At 30.4% G+C, this 17,707-nt stretch carries 11 protein-coding genes and 1 pseudogene; 6 read left to right on the top strand and 6 right to left on the bottom strand.

The window, feature by feature from the left end; all coding sequences use genetic code 11:
• Positions 1 to 33 precede the first annotated feature (33 nt).
• The 4 genes and pseudogenes from ACF91D_RS04935 to ACF91D_RS04920 all read left to right on the top strand — a co-directional run.
• Positions 34 to 666 (top strand): hypothetical protein, encoded by a 633-nt coding sequence (locus tag ACF91D_RS04935; protein WP_327620866.1) that lies wholly within the window; start codon positions 34 to 36, stop codon positions 664 to 666.
• Positions 659 to 1,261, top strand: coding sequence for a hypothetical protein (locus tag ACF91D_RS04930; protein WP_392436591.1), 603 nt, complete (start codon positions 659 to 661; stop codon positions 1,259 to 1,261). Before ACF91D_RS04935 ends, ACF91D_RS04930 begins: the two co-directional genes overlap by 8 nt.
• 566 nt (positions 1,262 to 1,827) lie before the next feature.
• The gene (locus tag ACF91D_RS04925; protein ID WP_081325031.1) at positions 1,828 to 2,289 is read left to right on the top strand and encodes a THUMP domain-containing protein; all 462 of its coding nucleotides are present in this window, start codon (positions 1,828 to 1,830) and stop codon (positions 2,287 to 2,289) included.
• A gap of 12 nt (positions 2,290 to 2,301) precedes the next feature.
• Positions 2,302 to 2,748 (top strand): annotated as a pseudogene (locus tag ACF91D_RS04920) (TRM11 family SAM-dependent methyltransferase); the annotation flags it as partial.
• A 56-nt stretch (positions 2,749 to 2,804) separates the two neighbouring features.
• Here the strand turns inward: ACF91D_RS04920 and ACF91D_RS04915 are convergent.
• Positions 2,805 to 4,079, bottom strand: coding sequence for a condensation domain-containing protein (locus ACF91D_RS04915; protein ID WP_327620867.1), 1,275 nt, complete (start codon positions 4,077 to 4,079; stop codon positions 2,805 to 2,807).
• Between the two features lie 805 nt (positions 4,080 to 4,884).
• Here ACF91D_RS04915 and ACF91D_RS04910 point away from each other — a divergent pair.
• On the top strand, positions 4,885 to 9,213 hold the full coding sequence (locus ACF91D_RS04910) for a non-ribosomal peptide synthetase family protein (protein ID WP_327620868.1): 4,329 nt from the start codon (positions 4,885 to 4,887) through the stop codon (positions 9,211 to 9,213).
• Between the two features lie 56 nt (positions 9,214 to 9,269).
• Here the strand turns inward: ACF91D_RS04910 and ACF91D_RS04905 are convergent, their stop codons facing one another.
• From ACF91D_RS04905 to ACF91D_RS04895, 3 genes are all read right to left on the bottom strand, one after another.
• The gene (locus ACF91D_RS04905; RefSeq protein WP_039067894.1) at positions 9,270 to 10,088 is read right to left on the bottom strand and encodes an oxidoreductase; all 819 of its coding nucleotides are present in this window, start codon (positions 10,086 to 10,088) and stop codon (positions 9,270 to 9,272) included.
• Positions 10,089 to 10,931: 843 nt separating this feature from the next.
• Entirely contained in the window at positions 10,932 to 11,477 is a 546-nt protein-coding gene (locus ACF91D_RS04900; protein ID WP_069793291.1) for a DUF1541 domain-containing protein, read from the bottom strand.
• A 17-nt stretch (positions 11,478 to 11,494) separates the two neighbouring features.
• A complete protein-coding gene (locus tag ACF91D_RS04895; RefSeq protein WP_327620869.1) occupies positions 11,495 to 13,585 on the bottom strand; it encodes a heavy metal translocating P-type ATPase in 2,091 nt (696 codons plus the stop codon).
• 138 nt (positions 13,586 to 13,723) lie between these two features.
• Here ACF91D_RS04895 and ACF91D_RS04890 point away from each other — a divergent pair, with 138 nt between their 5' ends.
• The gene (locus ACF91D_RS04890) at positions 13,724 to 14,470 is read left to right on the top strand and encodes an SDR family NAD(P)-dependent oxidoreductase (protein ID WP_392436661.1); all 747 of its coding nucleotides are present in this window, start codon (positions 13,724 to 13,726) and stop codon (positions 14,468 to 14,470) included.
• 1,380 nt (positions 14,471 to 15,850) lie between these two features.
• Here ACF91D_RS04890 and ACF91D_RS04885 read toward each other — a convergent pair.
• Together ACF91D_RS04885 and ACF91D_RS04880 are read right to left on the bottom strand one after the other, a co-directional pair.
• Positions 15,851 to 16,630, bottom strand: coding sequence for a sugar phosphate isomerase/epimerase family protein (locus tag ACF91D_RS04885; protein WP_327620870.1), 780 nt, complete (start codon positions 16,628 to 16,630; stop codon positions 15,851 to 15,853).
• A 2-nt stretch (positions 16,631 to 16,632) separates the two neighbouring features.
• On the bottom strand, positions 16,633 to 17,703 hold the full coding sequence (locus ACF91D_RS04880; protein WP_107549896.1) for an ABC transporter ATP-binding protein: 1,071 nt from the start codon (positions 17,701 to 17,703) through the stop codon (positions 16,633 to 16,635).
• Positions 17,704 to 17,707: the final 4 nt, after the last annotated feature.

The raw sequence follows: 17,707 nt of genomic DNA, 5'->3' as shown, positions 1-17,707 counted from the left end.
AAAAAAGAAACTAATTATAAAAGGATGTTTTTAATGACTTATTTAATTGGTCACATCGACCCTGAGCATGCATTTGGTATTAATAAAGAAAATGATATAGACAAAGAAATAACTGTAGAGTATATACCTCAATATGAATTTCACAAATTAGATATTTTTAAATTTGATGCAATTATTATTCCAAATTTCGTAGATCAAGAATATTTGTATTGTCATAAGCGTTTGATTGATGACTATTTGAACGCTAAAAAAGTCATTGTCTTTTTTGGGCACTTATTTAGACCATTTTTGCCGAAAATTGCTTTATTTATGCCGGAACATATTAATCATTTCAGTGATTATTCGCTATATCCAAACAGTGATTCCTCTATCTATGCCAATGTCGATACTAACGACATGACATTTAATAAAGGTGTAGCTGGTTTCTTTGCAAGAGGCCATTACCAAACGCAACCTGAACATGAAATACACTTAACATTTCGTAACGGACATGTTGTGACCTATGTAGATAGAACTTCAACAAAAGGCACACTCTTTATACACGCGGGGCGTTCACTTTTAGCATACACAGCGCAAAATAAAACAACTGATTATATTTCTAATCAATTTACAACTTGGTTAAAACAAGAAATCATATCATTACAAGGAGGCAAAGTTAATGAATAAAATAGGGGTTATATATTCTGGAAATGAGTCACATTATCGTACATTCCACGAACCTAAGTTTCATCAATTTATAGACCAATTAATTTACCATCCAGATTTTTTAGAAGCAGACATTAGTATGCTTGATATATTAATCGTGCCTTCACAGTTAAACCAGCCTTTATTATTAAAAAGTGTCGATAAAATTCATGATTTCGCACAATCTGGAGGTACTGTTGTCGCATTTGGACCACAACCCAACGATTGGCTGCCAAATCAAAATTGGGAATTTAGACCTACAAACTTTTGGTGGTGGTTAGAAGAGAATGCTGATAGTGGTTTGCTTTTATCAGCACCGAATCATTCATTATTCGCACGTTACATTACGCTAAATGATTGCACATGGCATCAACATGGCGTGTTTTGGCCACCAGAAGATGCTGAAATATTAATTGGGTCAACAAGTGGTGGCGCTGTGATGTATGAACAAACTTCTCAATACCATGGTCATTGGATTATTACCACGTTAGATCCGGATTATCATTTTGGTTCTTATTTCATGCCAGCTACAGAACAATTTTTAAAAGGCTTTTTTCCTTACTTAGCATATGAATAAATTGTTATAATATATTAAATATTTATTATTTGGTTGTTTTAATTTTTCTAACTAACTCACTATGACTTATTAATTTTAGAAGGTTATAAAATATCTACCATTATATATAAATAAACCTTAGGCGAACTATCACCTAAGGTTTATCTATGTTCTGAGCCACTTACAGTACTCGTAAGTGGCTTTGTTGTTCTAAAATTTTATACTTTCTTGCTATTTTTTAGATTTATAGCCTTACAATATTTCACTTCATTTGTTTGGAGCATTTTCAAACTTTAACCATAATATAATTTTAAAAAGTTCTGCAGTTGGCCGAATTGCAGATTGCGCTAAAGGTGCTATGGAATAGTCGATTTTTATTACTTTCATATCAGAAAATATTATATACAGATTGTCGAGTAATCTAACCCCTATTTTGCTAATTTTACATTAAAAGGAGGGACGGGTTTCTAACTTACTATTTTAACAAGTTAAACTCCAAATATATGAACAATTATTTTGCAACTGTATTAACAGGTTTAGAATAAGTACTTCTTGAAGAGATAAATACAAAGCTATCAGCTACTTAGATAAAAAAGCTAGAGAAAGGGAAAGTATTTTTTAGTTCTAATTTAAATATAGATTATTTAAAGACTCTAAAATTAGCTGATAATTTATATCAAGTTATTACACATTTCAAAGTTAGTAAACAAAGATCTAGCCTACAACGCTTACAAAAATATGTGTATGATTTATACTTAAAACCTTTTTTAAGAAAAGGGTCTTTTTATGTGAATGTTAGTCGATCCGGTTCACATAACTATACTCGATTTGAGGTTGCTAACAAAACCATAGAAGGAATAAAGAAAAGGTATCCACATAGAAAGATAGGCACATCTAAAAATCATGATATAGAGTTTAGATTAGACATAATTGACGATAATGCGCTTTTTTCAATAAGATTAACAGATGCAACCTATCGTTTCAGGCAAAAGCAGCGAAGTTTTAATAAAGCTGCGCTATTACCAACAGTAGCACACGCTATGGTATGACTTTCAGACCCGCAAGCTGAAAATGTCTTTCTCGACCCTTGTTGTGGGGCTGGAACAATATTAACAGAAAGGCTAGCTTATCCCTTTACTTATATAGGTGGAGAAGATATTGATTCGGAAGCTATTGACGTAGCTCAAGATAATCTTATAGATTCCCCTGCAGAAGTGAACCAGTGGGATACTTGTAAATCAACCTTTGCTAATACATCTATTCCGAAGGTTGTAACAAACATCCCTTTCGGGAGACAAATCTCCTTTGGTTCTGAAACAAATAAAATAAATTCAGAAATACTGACTGAAATATATAGAGTTTTATCATACGAAGGCACTGTAGTTATTTTATTAGAAGGATGGAATAATATTGTATCATTAGCAAATACTTTAGATTTTTCTTTGCAGAAAAAATACAGTTTAAATCTTAAAGGATTACATCCAACAATATACGTTTTCAAGAAATGAAATAATAAATCTTAAGAATGATTAACCATTAAATATAATTTTACTTAATGTATTTCTTAAATGACATCAACCTCTATGTCTTTTAAGCATGCGTCGTGATTATTATGAAATTGACTTAAAATTTTCATTAAGCTATGGTGTATGTGTTCAACGGCTGAAGCACTTAAATACCGCGTGTTAAAATCATAATCGATATGCAATGTGTTTTTATTATTTCTATCACTAAGATGTATATTTAATGTATTGAAAACAGTTTCTTTATTTATTAACCATTCATCATTAAAACCTGCTTTTGTGATTTCACTATCATACTTCACACTTTGATACGAAATTATCCAATCAACTAAGGCTAATGGATTGTTATCTTTCATTTCTTCTACTAATAAATGACTAGGAAATTTTCTGTGCTTTAGTAGACTGAAATTCTCTTTTTTAACTAAATTTATAAACGTTTCAACAGATTGTTCTGGATTTATTTCAACAATTAATGGTAAAGCGTTGGTAAACAAACCACAAATTGATTTTTCAATTTCACTACTTCTATTATGTAACATTAAACCTACTGAGTTTTTATTTCTACTCGATAATTTACTGATGTATAAGTGTACTAAAGACATAAACAATGTACTAATACTAATTGAAAAATCACTACATATTTTATGAAGTAGATTAAATTCATATTCATTGAGATGATATGAATTTCTTAATGACGTATAACCTGTACTTTTTAATATCGGTAAATAACTAACAATTTCATAATTGTATAGTTTATTAGTCCAATAGTTTTTATCAATTTCAAAACGTTTCGATGCTACATACTGTTGTTCATTTTCCACTGCACTTATATAAGAATATGAATTATCCTCCATATTCTGACCAATAAGTGTTTTAGCTATATAATTAACTGTATGAGTTATGCTCCAAACATCCGTAATGGTGTGATGATGTAAGAAGAAAATAGAATGGTTCCCATCAGGTTTTTTCACGATTTTAAACTCGTATAAATCTTGATTAAAATCAAATATGCATTTATTTTTTTGTCCATTAATCCAATTTTCAAATTGCTTAGCGTCTTGAAATTCTACTAATGGGAAGTATTGGAATTCAAATTTTTCTATATATTGTTTTGGGCTTTCCTGCTCAGTAGTTATATGAATTCTATATGCATCAAAATTTTCAACAAGATTATTTAACGCATTATTTATAGCATCATAAGAGTAAAAATTGTCAGCATGTAATAAAAAGGAAAGACTGTAACGGCTTGTATTACGATAAGTTAATTCACCCATTACATAATTCATTTGTGCAGATGTTAGATTTTTAGTAAACATTCAATGTCGCTCCTATCATAAATTATTTTGATATTAGTCTTTTTAAAATCTAAGTATATAATTTAAATGGTAATATTGAATAAAAACAGATAATCATTTAATGCCCTTACTTCATAGTGTCTTCCTTGTGCAGATTATTTAAGCTTTTTCCTAATAACATCCCTCCTATTATAAATATAAGACTATCATATCACCCATAATATTTCTTTAAAAATATAAACTTTATTTTTTTGTTTTAATTAAACATTTATTGTTTTTCATATACAATAATACATAGAATAATATTTAATTCCCATCTAAACCTAACACTACTTACTATAAAATTCATTTCATCTTCGCTATATCTATTAAAAAGTACCGGTAACCTCCCCGTATAATATACATATGCTTCCATCAATGTAATAAGTCGTTTTGATAATGTTTTTGCTTTTGTAACTAATACTTTTTTATTTTACCCGAAGTTCATTTGCTATATTAATCCCTTAAGGAAATCTTGCGCAAATAGCATTAATACCAATCACCCATACACTTTTCAAACCCAATTTTGCTTGTATAAATGAGCTTATAATCTGGTTTTATTAAAGATTTAATCCTTTTGATGACCTTCTAACTTATATTATCATTTAGAGATTTCGAACATAGATAATTTTATTTTGAGTTGTTTAACCACCATTTTCCAAAAAATTTATTATGTTTATATATTTTCATTTATTATTTCTTTATTACTAATCAAAACAAAATGTTAAACATTAAATTTCTTTGGAAATATGTTAACCTTAGAATATAAATTGTTGGAGGTTTAATTATGGAAAAAGTTCCTTTATCAGATGCACAAATCGAAATTATTCAGTTACAAGAATATTACGAAAATACTAGTATCAATAATATAGCGGGAATTGTTAACATTAAAAATAAAGTGACGATATCGGAAATTGAAAAAGCATTAAATAATTTAATAAAAAATCACGATAGTTATAGAATTAAAATTAAAAAAGAAAATTCAGAATATGAACAATATATTAGTGAACATAAAGATAAAAATTTTAATGTTGTTGATTTTACCAATGATCAAGAAGAATATCGTCATTGGATAGATGTACAAGTGAGCAAAAACATATTTTCCATAAATAGTGACTTGTTTGAATTTACAATAATAAAGTTACCAGAAGGAAAAACTGCGATATTATTATTACAACATCATGTTATCTCAGATGGATGGAGTATGACGATAGCAGTGAATACAATTTGTAACTACTTAATTGATGGCACTAAAACAGAAACATTGGAACCTTCATATTTTGATCATGTTAGAGAAGAATTAAAATATAAAAATTCGGAAAGATTTAAAAAAGATAAACAATTTTGGATAGAAAAATTAGAAAATTTAGAAGATAACGAATTATTTAAAAAAAACGCAACAAACTGTGCTCAAGGAGACAGGCAAAGTTTTAATTTAACTGATGCATATACAGTTAAATTACTGACATTTTGTGAAAAAAATAATATAAGTATTAGCAACTTATTTACTACTGCCATGATTATTTTAAAATATAAAAAGACTTTAGCAGAAAAAATTTCAGTTGGCTCAATAATGCATAACAGAAATAAAAAAATGGAAAAAGAACTCACTGGCGCTTTCTCAAGAACCTTGCCTATTATAGTAGATGTTTCTAGTAATAATTCTATTTCTGATTTACTAACCAAAACAAAATACGAAAGTTTTAATTTACTAAAGCATAGAAAATATCCTTATAGAAAGATTATAGAAGATAACGGGAGTAAATCTGGAATATTAGACTGTATGGTCTCTTTTCAAAACAAGCAATATGATTCGAAAATTATAGAAAATGGTTATTCAGACGAATGGCTAGATAATGGCTCAAACAATACTTCGTTAGCTATAAGTATAAGTAATAGAAATAGGGATAACTCTTTAGCTATAGATTATGATTATCAAGTCGCTGTTGTGAATGAGAAAGAAATTGCAGATTTACATAATTTTATGTTGAAAATTATAGAAACAGCAATAGAAAATCCAAATAAGCAAATTAAAGACATAGAGATAATTAGTGAAGATGAGAAAAGAACTATATTAAACGAATTTAACAACACAGAGATGAATTTAAACAACACACAAACCTTTGTGGAACGCTTTGAAAATCAAGTAGCGCAAACACCTAATCAAACGGCGGTTACTTACGAAGCTGATAGTCTCAGTTATAGTGAGTTAAATGTTAAAGCGAACCAACTCGCGCATCAATTACGACGTGATGGCGTTAAACCGAATAGCTTAGTAGGTGTAATGACGAATCGTAATTTGGAAATGATAGTTGGGATATATGGTGTTTTAAAAGCAGGTGGCGCCTATGTCCCAATTGATCCAGAATATCCGAGTGAGCGTATCAATTATATTTTAAGTGACAGTAAGCCCAATACATTATTAACAGATAGAGCTTTAGACACTTCTATTGAGTTTAATCAATCGGTTATAAATTTAAAGGAAGACAATAGTACATCAATACAACCCACAAAGAATTTATCGCATGTCACTATTATATCTGACGTGATGTGTATTATTTATACTTCTGGCACTACAGGTAAACCCAAGGGTGTTAAGATAACACATAAAAATGTTATGAATAATCTCAATAGAAGGATTAAGAGATTTGGTATTAATAGTAAAGATAATATATTATTTAAAATGCCATTTACATTTGACCCGTCAATTTGGGAATTATTTGGATGGGCCATAGTGGGTGCACAAGCAACACTTTTACCTTCCGGTGAAGAAGGCAACCCAGAAACAATTACTTCGTTAATCCAAATGTCTAAGGTAACAATGGCTGTCTTTGTACCCTCGATGTTTATTCCTTTTATCGATTACATCAAGTCGACGAAGCAAGCGCACTTGCTTTCTAGCTTAAATCACGTTTTAGTTGGCGGTGAAGCAGTGACACCAAAATTAGTGAATCAATTTAATGAATGGATTGGTAAAAAAAACAACACACAATTAACCAATGTCTATGGCCCCACTGAAACTACGATTGATGTCACAAATTTTGATTTTGAAAATAATATTATTTATGACGCTGTGCCAATTGGACAACCTATTGCAAATACGCAAGCTTATATTATGAACGAAGATAATAATCTCATGGGTATTGGTGTGCCAGGAGAACTTTGTATTAGTGGCGTAGGTGTAACTGATGGTTATTTAAACCGCCCTCAATTAACAAAAGAAAGGTTTATTGATAATCCCTTTGGTAAAGGGAAATTATATCGTACAGGTGACTTAGCGAAGTGGAATGTCGACGGCAATATTAGCTACTTAGGTCGTATAGATGAGCAAGTTAAAATCCGTGGTTATCGTATTGAACTAGGAGAAATTGAAAATACTTTACGTCGAATTGACCAAGTTTCAGACGTTACAGTTGTTGCTAAACCAATGGGAGGCGAAGAATTAGCTATTTGTGCGTATTTACTCTCAGACGAAAAAATAGCGTTTGATGATATCAAAACGAAGTTAAGTGAAAAATTACCGACCTATATGATTCCGTCTTACATGACACAAATAGACAAGTTACCCGTAACGGCCAATGGTAAATTGGATAAAAAGCAATTACCTGAAATTAAAGTTGAAAGTAAAACTTATATTGAGCCAAGTAATAAAATGGAAAGCATAGTTGCGGAGGCATTTGAATCAATATTAAATATGAATCGTGTAAGTGTACAGGACAATTTTTTTGAAATTGGTGGAGATTCGATTAAAGCCATCAAATTAACATCATTGTTATCAAGATCATACAATATATCTATTAAAGATATATTTGAATTAAAAACAGTTAGATGTATTAGTAAAGCATTACTTGAACGTGGAGATACGAATACCATAGAAAAATTGAATACACTTAAACACATTAATAGGGAACAAAAAACTCATTTTCATAGCGAGTTTATGAATGCTATCAACGATTATAAAGAGAAAAGTACTGAAAATTATAAAAACATCGATAAAAATATAATTAAATTAGATAAGCAAGTGCTACTAACAGGTGCGACAGGTTATTTTGGTATCCATGTATTAAAAGATTTACTTGCCCGTACAGATTTCACTATTTATATCATGGTAAGAAATAGTGAAGAATTAAGTGGCGAAATGAAACTAAAGGAAAATTGGTTATATTATTTTGATTCTCCACTAAAACGAAAATATGAAAAGCGCATTCATTTTGTGGAAGGAAATATTGAAATGGAACGTTTAGGTTTTGACAATGATACTTATGAATACCTAACGAATAATGTAGATATTATTATTAATGCTGCTGCAAACGTAAATCATTTTGCAACCGAAAATTCATCATATAAAACAAACGTTAACGCAATTAATAATTTAGCCAAATTTGCTAAAGAAAATAAGCCTAAAGAAATTCATCATATGTCAACGAAAAGTGTTGCTTCAGGTAACATCGAAAATAAGAAGTTTGTTATTTTCTCAGAAGATGATATTGATATTGGTCAGAAACCAAACAATGTTTATATGGATGGTAAAATAGAAGCTGAAAAATTGCTCGTTGCTTACCGTGATGAAGGTATTCAAACAAATATTTATAGATTAGGTAATCTACAATGCGATTCTGAAACAGGTATTTTCCAGAAGAATGAAGAAAACAATGCTTTTTACAATGTCATCAAATCATTCAAGAAATTACAAAAATATCCGAAATTGGATAATTTAGACTTTACGCCAGTAAACAAAGCCGCACAAGCATGTAATAAATTGATATTGAATAATCAGTTACAAAATGAAATTTATCATGTTTATAATACACATTTCTTACCATTTAAAAAGTTAATGTCAATTTATAACGAAAATGGTAATTATATTGAAGATGTTCATTGGAATGATTTTATGGATTACTTAATAGAATGTATTGAATTAGATATGTTAAATGATGAGGTCAACACTTTTTTACTACACACAGGTATTTTAGACAATACATTATTTAACAAATCACATTTTGAAACACTAGACTACAAAACTAACTTTATACTCGAAAAATTAGATTTTCAATGGAGACCAATAACCTCAAACTTATTAACTAAAATGGTTAGCCACACTAAAAATAATTTCTAAAAAATAAGGTAGCAAATATATTTTGCTACCTCATTTCATCATTTTTTTCACTAAATTTATTTAGATATTTGTTTTTTTAAAGTCCAATTAAATAATTTGATTGGTAATATCGCATGTAAAATGATAAGTGGTTTAGCAATGAATCCTGTGACATATTTCGCTTGTACATGACGCTTTTCAATGGACTTAATAATAACTTTTGCTACTACAGATGGATGTGAGAGTATGTTGAGAGATTGCTGTTTAATCATTGATTGTGCCATTTTTAAAGCTTTTTCTTCATAGTGGCCCCCTTTTGCAACTGATTTAAGATTTTGAGCTGCAATCGTTCCCCACTCCGTTTTTATACCACCTGGTTCAATAATAATAACGTCTATACCGAAATCAGAAAGCTCTAGCCGTAAACTTTCACTATATCCTTCTAATGCATATTTAGATGCATGATACCAAGTTCCAAAATAGTTAGGTATACGTCCCCCAATAGACGAGATATTAATAATTTTTCCTGCTTTTTGTTCACGCATAGAAGGTATAACAGCTCTTGTTAATTCTGATAAACCAAACAAATTCACTTCAAATTGTCTTTTTGCCTCTTCAATAGAAACATCTTCAACAGCACCATAGGATCCATACCCAGCATTATTTATTAAAATATCTATATGTCCCTCTCGGATTAAGATATGATTAACAACTTCATGAATTGCATTATAATCTGTTATATCTAATTGAATTATGTTAACATTATACGCTAATAAAGCTTGCATGTTTTTTATATTTCTTGAAACAGCATAAACGCGATAGTCTTTTTTTGCTAACATTTTAGCTGTTTCAAAACCAATTCCACTACTTGCGCCCGTAATTAAAGCAACTGTCATCTAAATCACCTTTTCTTTAAAGTATGAAACAAGCATATCACCTATAATATTTTTTTAAAAATTATAAAATTTATATTTTTTAATTAAAGATATACTTAATGATTAACATAATAGGTTGTTACAAGAACCTAAATGAACATTTTTTGTAAAAAGCCTTGTTTACGCATTTTTAATCAATTAAATTTAGTTAATTGTTTCTCAACCAACTTATCTAATTCACTAAAAAATCATCTATTTTTTGTTGCTTTAAATAATTGAGCGCTAATAGTTCGACAGAATTCGTATTTTTTAATATATAATTAACTATTAAACAAGCTTTTGATTCATAAATTTTTAATTTACGTTTTAAAATATTATCATTAGTATTTCTGTTTTCATATGCGTATTTTGCAGCAGAAGTATTCTCATAGTTTATTTTAAATAGTTTGTAGCTTGATGAATATAGACATTCACCTTATACCTTGATTTTCTAAAAAATGTTTTAATAAACACCTTTGGAGATAATGTTACTTCTTAGTTACCATAAATCCTCCTAATATACACTAGCTTTAGTTTTATTTATGATACGCTTCTGCTTATCAGTTGATGTTGCGGTTTTTCTAGATATGTAACTCAAGCCATTAAAGTTATAATCAGTTTTTCAATAAAATTGTTATTCTGTTAAGACTTCCTATAATTTAAATATTCATAAAAAATATTCTCCTTTACAATAGTAAGTTATTTAAACTATTGATTAAGGAGAATATATAATTCTTATATAAAGAATATTGGGTTAGTTTTAAAATAACAGTAATCCCTACTAATATTTTATCTCTAACCATTTCACCTTCAAGAATTAAACTATTAACGTGCTTTCAATTCATTTTCGGTCAGCCATTTATGATTTTTGACAGTTTTTCCATTATCTTTAGGTTTGTAATCAACCATGTAAACAGGGGTCTCTTTCACATCATCTATATCCGCTGTCGCACCTTTCATGCCAGGCATATGATCTGCTTCTAATTTAACAGTATCGCCCTTGTTAAACCCATTTTTTGGGGCATCTTTAATTTCTTCATTTACGACCCATTTATGATTGTTTACTTTTTTATCTCCATTTGTAGGTTTATAAGTTACAACATAGGCATATGTTTTATAAGCGCCTTTTACTGTGGCTTCTGCATCCTTCATTCCAGGCATATGCCCAGCTGTAATAGTCACTTTATCACCTGGTTTAAACTTACCTTGGTCAGTTGATGTCATATCTTCAGGAGCCTTACTTTCATCATTATGTTTCATATGGCTCTCACTCTTTTGGTCTTTAGTGTCTTCATTTTTTTCATCACTATTTGAACATGCAGATAACGCTAACATTGAGCCTAATATAATAAAAATTAATTTTTTAATCATAGTAACGCTCCTATCTTTTATTTTAATTTCAGTGTAAAGGCATTAATTGCAACGATAATCGTACTTAGTGACATTAAAATGGCACCTACTGCAGGTGATAAAATCAAGCCGATAAATGCCAAAACACCAGCAGCTAAAGGTACAGCAACAATATTGTATCCTGCTCCCCACCATAAGTTTTGAACCATTTTTCTCATGGTATTATTTGAAAGGGTCAAGAAATGGATAATATCTGATGGATTACTTTTAACGAGAATTATATCACCTGAATCGACTGCAACATCTGTGCCTGCACCAATTGCTATACCAATGTCGGCTCTTATAAGACTCGGCGCGTCGTTGATACCGTCACCAACCATCATTACTTTTTTACCGTTACTTTGATAATCTTGTATGGTACTTTCTTTATCTTCTGGCATTAGTTGTGCATGTACATCACTAATACCTAATTCTTTTGCAACAGCATTCGCTACTTCATTATTGTCACCAGTAAGCATAACTGGTGTAATATTTCTTGATAATAAATCAGCTACCATTTGTTTTGAGCTTTCTTTAATTTGGTCTCCTTGAGCGATAATGCCAATGACTTGTTGCTCGTCAATTAAATAACTGATTGAATTACCTTGTTGAGCTAATTCAACAAACAAGTCGTTATCATATTCAAATTTATATTTATCTAGATAAGAGATATTGGTTATTTTATATTTTTTACTATCAATGCTACCTTCTAATCCTACACCTGAAATGTTATTAACTTCTTGCGGGCTAGCATATGAAATATTTTTACTTTTCGCAAAATCCACAATACCTGTGGCTAATGGATGATTAGATTGGCTTTCTAATGACGCAAAAAGACTTAATATTGTATCATTGCTTAAGTCATCTTTAAAGCTTTCATAATAATTAACTGAAAAATTACCTTCAGTTAAAGTGCCTGTTTTATCCATCATTACATAATCAATATATTGAGCTGTTTCTACAGACTCTCTATTTTTAATAATTAAACCATTATGTGCACCGATTGAAGTAGAACGTGCAGTAACTAAAGGTATCGCCAAGCCTAAAGCATGTGGACAAGCAATGACTAATACAGTTACGAGTCGTTCTAGTGCAAAGTCAACATCATTTTGAATAAGCATCCATACGATAAAAGAAATTACGCCGACACTTACGGCAAAGTAGAATAAATAACCCGCTACTTTATCTGATAACAATTCAGCTCTAGATTTATCATTTTGCGCTTGATGAACTAGCCCCATAACTTGAGAAAGATAGCCGTCTTCTCCTACAGCTGTAACCTTCATTTGTATCGTTCCGGACCCATTAATAGAACCGCCGATGACGTTGTCATTTTGATTTTTTTGTATTTTTTTAGATTCCCCTGTGACTAATGATTCATCTATTGATGTTTGACCGTGAACAATCATACCATCTGTTGGAATGCTTTCTCCAGCTTTCACTTCTACGATATCATCGATCTTGATATCTGATATTTTAACTTCTTCACGTTCGTTATTGTCCATGACTTTAATGGCACTATTAGGTAAGAGTTCTGCCATTTTCTTCAAAGCATCCCCAGCATTTCCTACAGCATTCATTTCTATCCAATGACCTAATAACATGATTAAAATTAATGTAGCTAATTCCCAGAAAAAGTCCATTGTATGGCCTGGCGTACTACTAATGTTATTCATGTAAAAAGCATACAAGCTATAAATGTAAGCTACCGAAATACCTAAAGCAACTAAGGTCATCATACCCGGTTTTTTCGCAACAATTTCATCTTTTCCACCAGATAAGAATGGTTTACCACCATAAAAGAATAAAATTGTACCAAGTATTAAGACAACCCATTCAGAGCCCGGAAATGTGAATTGAAAGGGTAATTTAACCCCCATCATTGGTGATAAAATAATTATAGGTATTGCAAAAATGAGTGAGACAAAAAATTTAACTTTAAAATTGCCATGATGGTGATGTTCGTGCCCATTATGATGACTATACGCTTCATGGTGATCATGATGTTCATGTGCTTCATGATGCATTTGATTAGAATGATTCATGTGATTTTCATGATTAAGATTATGTTCTTCTCCATTATTTCTCAAATTAAGTCCCCCTATTTACGAAAATATTATAGTAATTATGGTTATAATATAACACATACCCCGTATAGGTATAAACGCTTTTGTTTTTAACTGATATTACACAGTCAAGTGATGTGCTGTTATTTACAATAACCCAAAATATATAACAAGGAAATTAGAGTAAAACTAAAAAGAATTGGATTAGGAATTACAAAATCTTATGCTAAAGAAGGTGCTAAGCTATCTCTTAATATTTATAGAATGGATTCAGAAGAAATTGATTCACTCATCAATGAACTTAAAAATATTAATAATACAAAAGTTATTGTTACAAAAGGCGATACCACAGATGAAAATACAGAAAAAGAACTTATTGATAAAACTATAGCTACATTTGGCAAAATCGTTATTCTAGTTAACAATGCTGGAATGGTATGCGAAAGCCCAGTCCAAGATATGACTTCGGAAATGTGGAATAAGATGATAAATATTGATTTGAGCAGCGCCTTCTTAACAACAAGAAGTGTTGCGCCACATATGATTTCCCGAAAATCAGGAAGAATTATTAATATCACATACCAAACCGCACAGATAGGTACGCTTAATATGAGTCATTATGCCGCAGCCAAAGCAGTTGTTATTGGGTTTGCAAAGTCTATAGCGCTTGAACTCGGACAATATGGTATTACGGCTAACTGTGTTGCCCCTAGTCCAACTGAAGCAGAGCTGTTTGATTCAGTATCGGGAAACTTCAAAAATAATAAAAAGTCAGATTTAGCCCTTCCACACTTCGCAAAAGTAGAAGAAGTTGCTGCATCTGCAGTATTTTTAGCTGCTGACCCAGATGGAAATGCTTATACTGGTCAAACACTCGGACCAAACAGCGAGAATGTCATGTTCTCATAAATTCATTGATAAATTAAAACAAGTTCCTATTCAACAAAAGGGCGCGTTCGTCTAAGATTATATAAGTCTAATTTGTCGTTTATACGATGAATTAGGCCTTATACATTTTAGTGAAAATTACCGCCATTAAATTATGATTTTCAAAAAGAAAATAGTTAGTTACTACAATAAATATAAATGTAAAGATGGTTATAAATATACTGTTTTGGGAGTTTGATGCATTTTTAAGGCGAGTTCAAAAAATTGCATTGTGATAAACTCATTTACTCTGTTTATAATAAAATTGTATTTATTAAAACTTCTATTTCAAACTTCTCAATTCATTTTTCTGTTACTTCAACCTGTATAAACACCGTGCTCGCAATCTCTTTACTTTATGTCTATATGCTTTACATTTAGCCGGCATACATATACCACACTCATGTTGTTCTGCTACATTCACTATATATATCTTTCTATAATTTCATTTGTGTCACCATATTAGTGGCCGATTTCATTAACCAACTCTTTCAATCCCAAATATAAGCTTCTCACTGCTATTGATTTATGTTCTATCCTTAGCACGAGATATAATCCATCTTTAATATGATGATATTTTAATTGATTTATATTTTGTTCTCTTAATACTACACAAAAATTATAAAACGAGTGACCTGAATAAACTTAAATAGGATTGTCTAGTGTTATACTATAAATTATCGTAATTTCATTCCACATTCTGTTTACTTTAAATATTATTTTCAATTAATTAACATCATCACTTGCACAATGTAAACTTAAAAACCGCATCACTTATGATATGCTTCTGCTTGTTAATAGTATTGCTTAAAAAACGTTTCTCATGAAACATTTTAGATTATAGAATTTAATAAAGCTGTTATTACTATACTGTCGGCTATTAGTTATATATTAAGTTATAATGCTCTATTTGGAATATAAAAATATGATATACATATGCGCCCTCCGATAATTTATCATTCAGGGATATGTCTTTTATCACTTTGCAACAAAACTAATATTCACATACTTTATTGTAGAAAATAGACAACGCACATTTATTTTATTTGTTTCATTTTTCTCAAATTTTAACCTTTGTTTGTAATTGAATTAAAAACACATTTTAAAACAGAATATATTTTTATTTAAAATCATCAAATTGATTAGGTATGTATTGTTTATGTTAAAAAGATTAATTTCTATTTATATCATTACAAAAAATCTTAAGTTAGTAATTATTATTAGCTATTTTTAAACAAATGATGTCTTCAGCCATTTAAAATGATTAATATAGTATCGCAATAATAATATAAGTCGGAGTGTAGATTAAATTACTACAATCCGACTTCTCACTATGATGGACAGTTTTCAACTTTATCCTTGTTATTCTGTTTTCATTTTTCTTAATACATAGTCTATATCATGTTGAATTTGCTGTGGTTGTCCTCCGATATCATAATTGTATTCCAATGTTAGATGGGCATTGGGTGTATACTTATGGTATGTCTCAAAGAAGTGTTCCATATTTAATGTGCCATCGTGTAATAAATTATGATCGTCATGCTTACCGTCGTTATTGTGTAAATGATAGAATTTAATTTTGTCTTGAAGTTGCTGTATCACATAATCTAAATTCCACCCATTTGCATTTGCGTGTCCAATATCAATCAATACGTTGTTCGCGCGTTCTTTACAAAAATTGATAAATTCTGATTCTGTTAATAATTTGTTTTGCTTGGTATCTACGCCCACATTTTCCACTAAAATATTGACACCTTTTTTTTTAGCTTCTTGTGTAATATGGTCTAAATTAAATTTTGTTTGAGCAATCATTTGTTGCTTATCGTCAATCGCGATGTTATTTACATGATAGACGATATCTTTTATTCCTAAGTCTACACAATGTTCAATGGCTAATCGAATTTGTTCTAAGCTATATAAATCTTCTTCCCTTGATCGTGAGTGTTCTACATCAAATATTTGTTCATGATAGGTTAAGTATCGATTTGTATCTTTACCTAAAGCAAGTAATTCTTTCATATAAGCTTTATCTTGGTTATTCGCAAAAAGTTCTATTCCTATATCTGGGTTGTCCTCTAAAAGACCATAAATAGGCGTTAATCCACTTCTTATATATGCATTGGTACTTAAAATGAGTGCCATAATTACCTCTCCTCTATATTCATTTCTGTATTTGGATCAAACAATGTTACTTTACTCATATCAAACTTAATATTTACTATACTTTGTTCTGGTCTTTTATAACTTTTTACAGTCAGCATTTGTTGATTGATTTTTCCAATAAGACTGTAACTTTCTCCTAAATTTTCAATATCTTCAATTTCAAATCTTATTCCTGTTGGTTCTTCCGTTATATAAATTGCTTCAGGACGAATACCTACTAATAGCGAAAGACCTTCATAGAGCTCTAAATTTTGCTGATTTAAAGTCTTCGCATCTATATATAGTTTAGAATCAAATATGAGTTGGTTTTTCTCATACTTTGCATCGAGGATATTCATCGGTGGCGTACCGATAAAACGTGCTGTAAACACATTACTCGGATGATTATAAACATTTTCCGGTGTATCGAACATTTGTATTTCACCCTTATCAAATAATGCAATACGATCAGCTAATGCCATTGCCTCTAATTGATCATGTGTCACAAAAATAAAAGTATGCTGATACATATCATGTAAATGTAATAACTCTCTCCTAGCAGATACACGCAATAAAGCATCTAGGTTAGACAGAGGTTCGTCTAATAAGAAATAAGAAGCATTCTTAACGACTGCTCTGCCTAAAGCAACTCTTTGACGTTGACCACCTGAAAGTTCGCTTGGTTTACGTTCTTTTAAGTGATTTAAATCTAATATAGAGAGTGCTTGATGAAGACGTTGCTCAATATCTTCTTTGGGTATTTTATTACGTTTTAATGCATAGGTAATATTCTTCTCTACGCTCATATGGGGATATAACGCGTAGTTTTGAAAAACCATTGCAATATCTCTTTCTCCCGGAGCATAATTTGTTACATCCTTATCATCAAATAGTATTTGGCCGTCTGAAACACTTTCTATGCCAGAGATCATTCTAAGTATTGTAGACTTCCCGCAACCAGAGGGGCCTAAAAACACTACGCGTTCCCCATCATTTATTTTCAAAGTTAAATTCTCAATCACTTTAGTGTCACCAAATGATTTGCATAAATTTTTCAATTCTAAAGTACCCATTGTA

It is taken from the genome of Staphylococcus sp. 231237_7MaSpsaltlick (genome assembly GCF_043107035.1).
This window is presented reverse-complemented; position numbering and strand designations above follow the sequence as displayed.

Excerpts from the sequence above, each read along its gene's own strand:
- ACF91D_RS04910 (WP_327620868.1), top strand. The coding sequence starts at position 4,885 with ATGGAAAAAGTTCCTTTATCAGATGCACAAATCGAAATTATTCAGTTA.
- ACF91D_RS04905 (WP_039067894.1), bottom strand. The coding sequence starts at position 10,088 with ATGACAGTTGCTTTAATTACGGGCGCAAGTAGTGGAATTGGTTTTGAA.
- ACF91D_RS04880 (WP_107549896.1), bottom strand. The coding sequence starts at position 17,703 with ATGGGTACTTTAGAATTGAAAAATTTATGCAAATCATTTGGTGACACT.
- ACF91D_RS04900 (WP_069793291.1), bottom strand. The coding sequence starts at position 11,477 with ATGATTAAAAAATTAATTTTTATTATATTAGGCTCAATGTTAGCGTTA.
- ACF91D_RS04885 (WP_327620870.1), bottom strand. The coding sequence starts at position 16,630 with ATGGCACTCATTTTAAGTACCAATGCATATATAAGAAGTGGATTAACG.
- ACF91D_RS04930 (WP_392436591.1), top strand. The coding sequence starts at position 659 with ATGAATAAAATAGGGGTTATATATTCTGGAAATGAGTCACATTATCGT.
- ACF91D_RS04935 (WP_327620866.1), top strand. The coding sequence starts at position 34 with ATGACTTATTTAATTGGTCACATCGACCCTGAGCATGCATTTGGTATT.
- ACF91D_RS04915 (WP_327620867.1), bottom strand. The coding sequence starts at position 4,079 with ATGTTTACTAAAAATCTAACATCTGCACAAATGAATTATGTAATGGGT.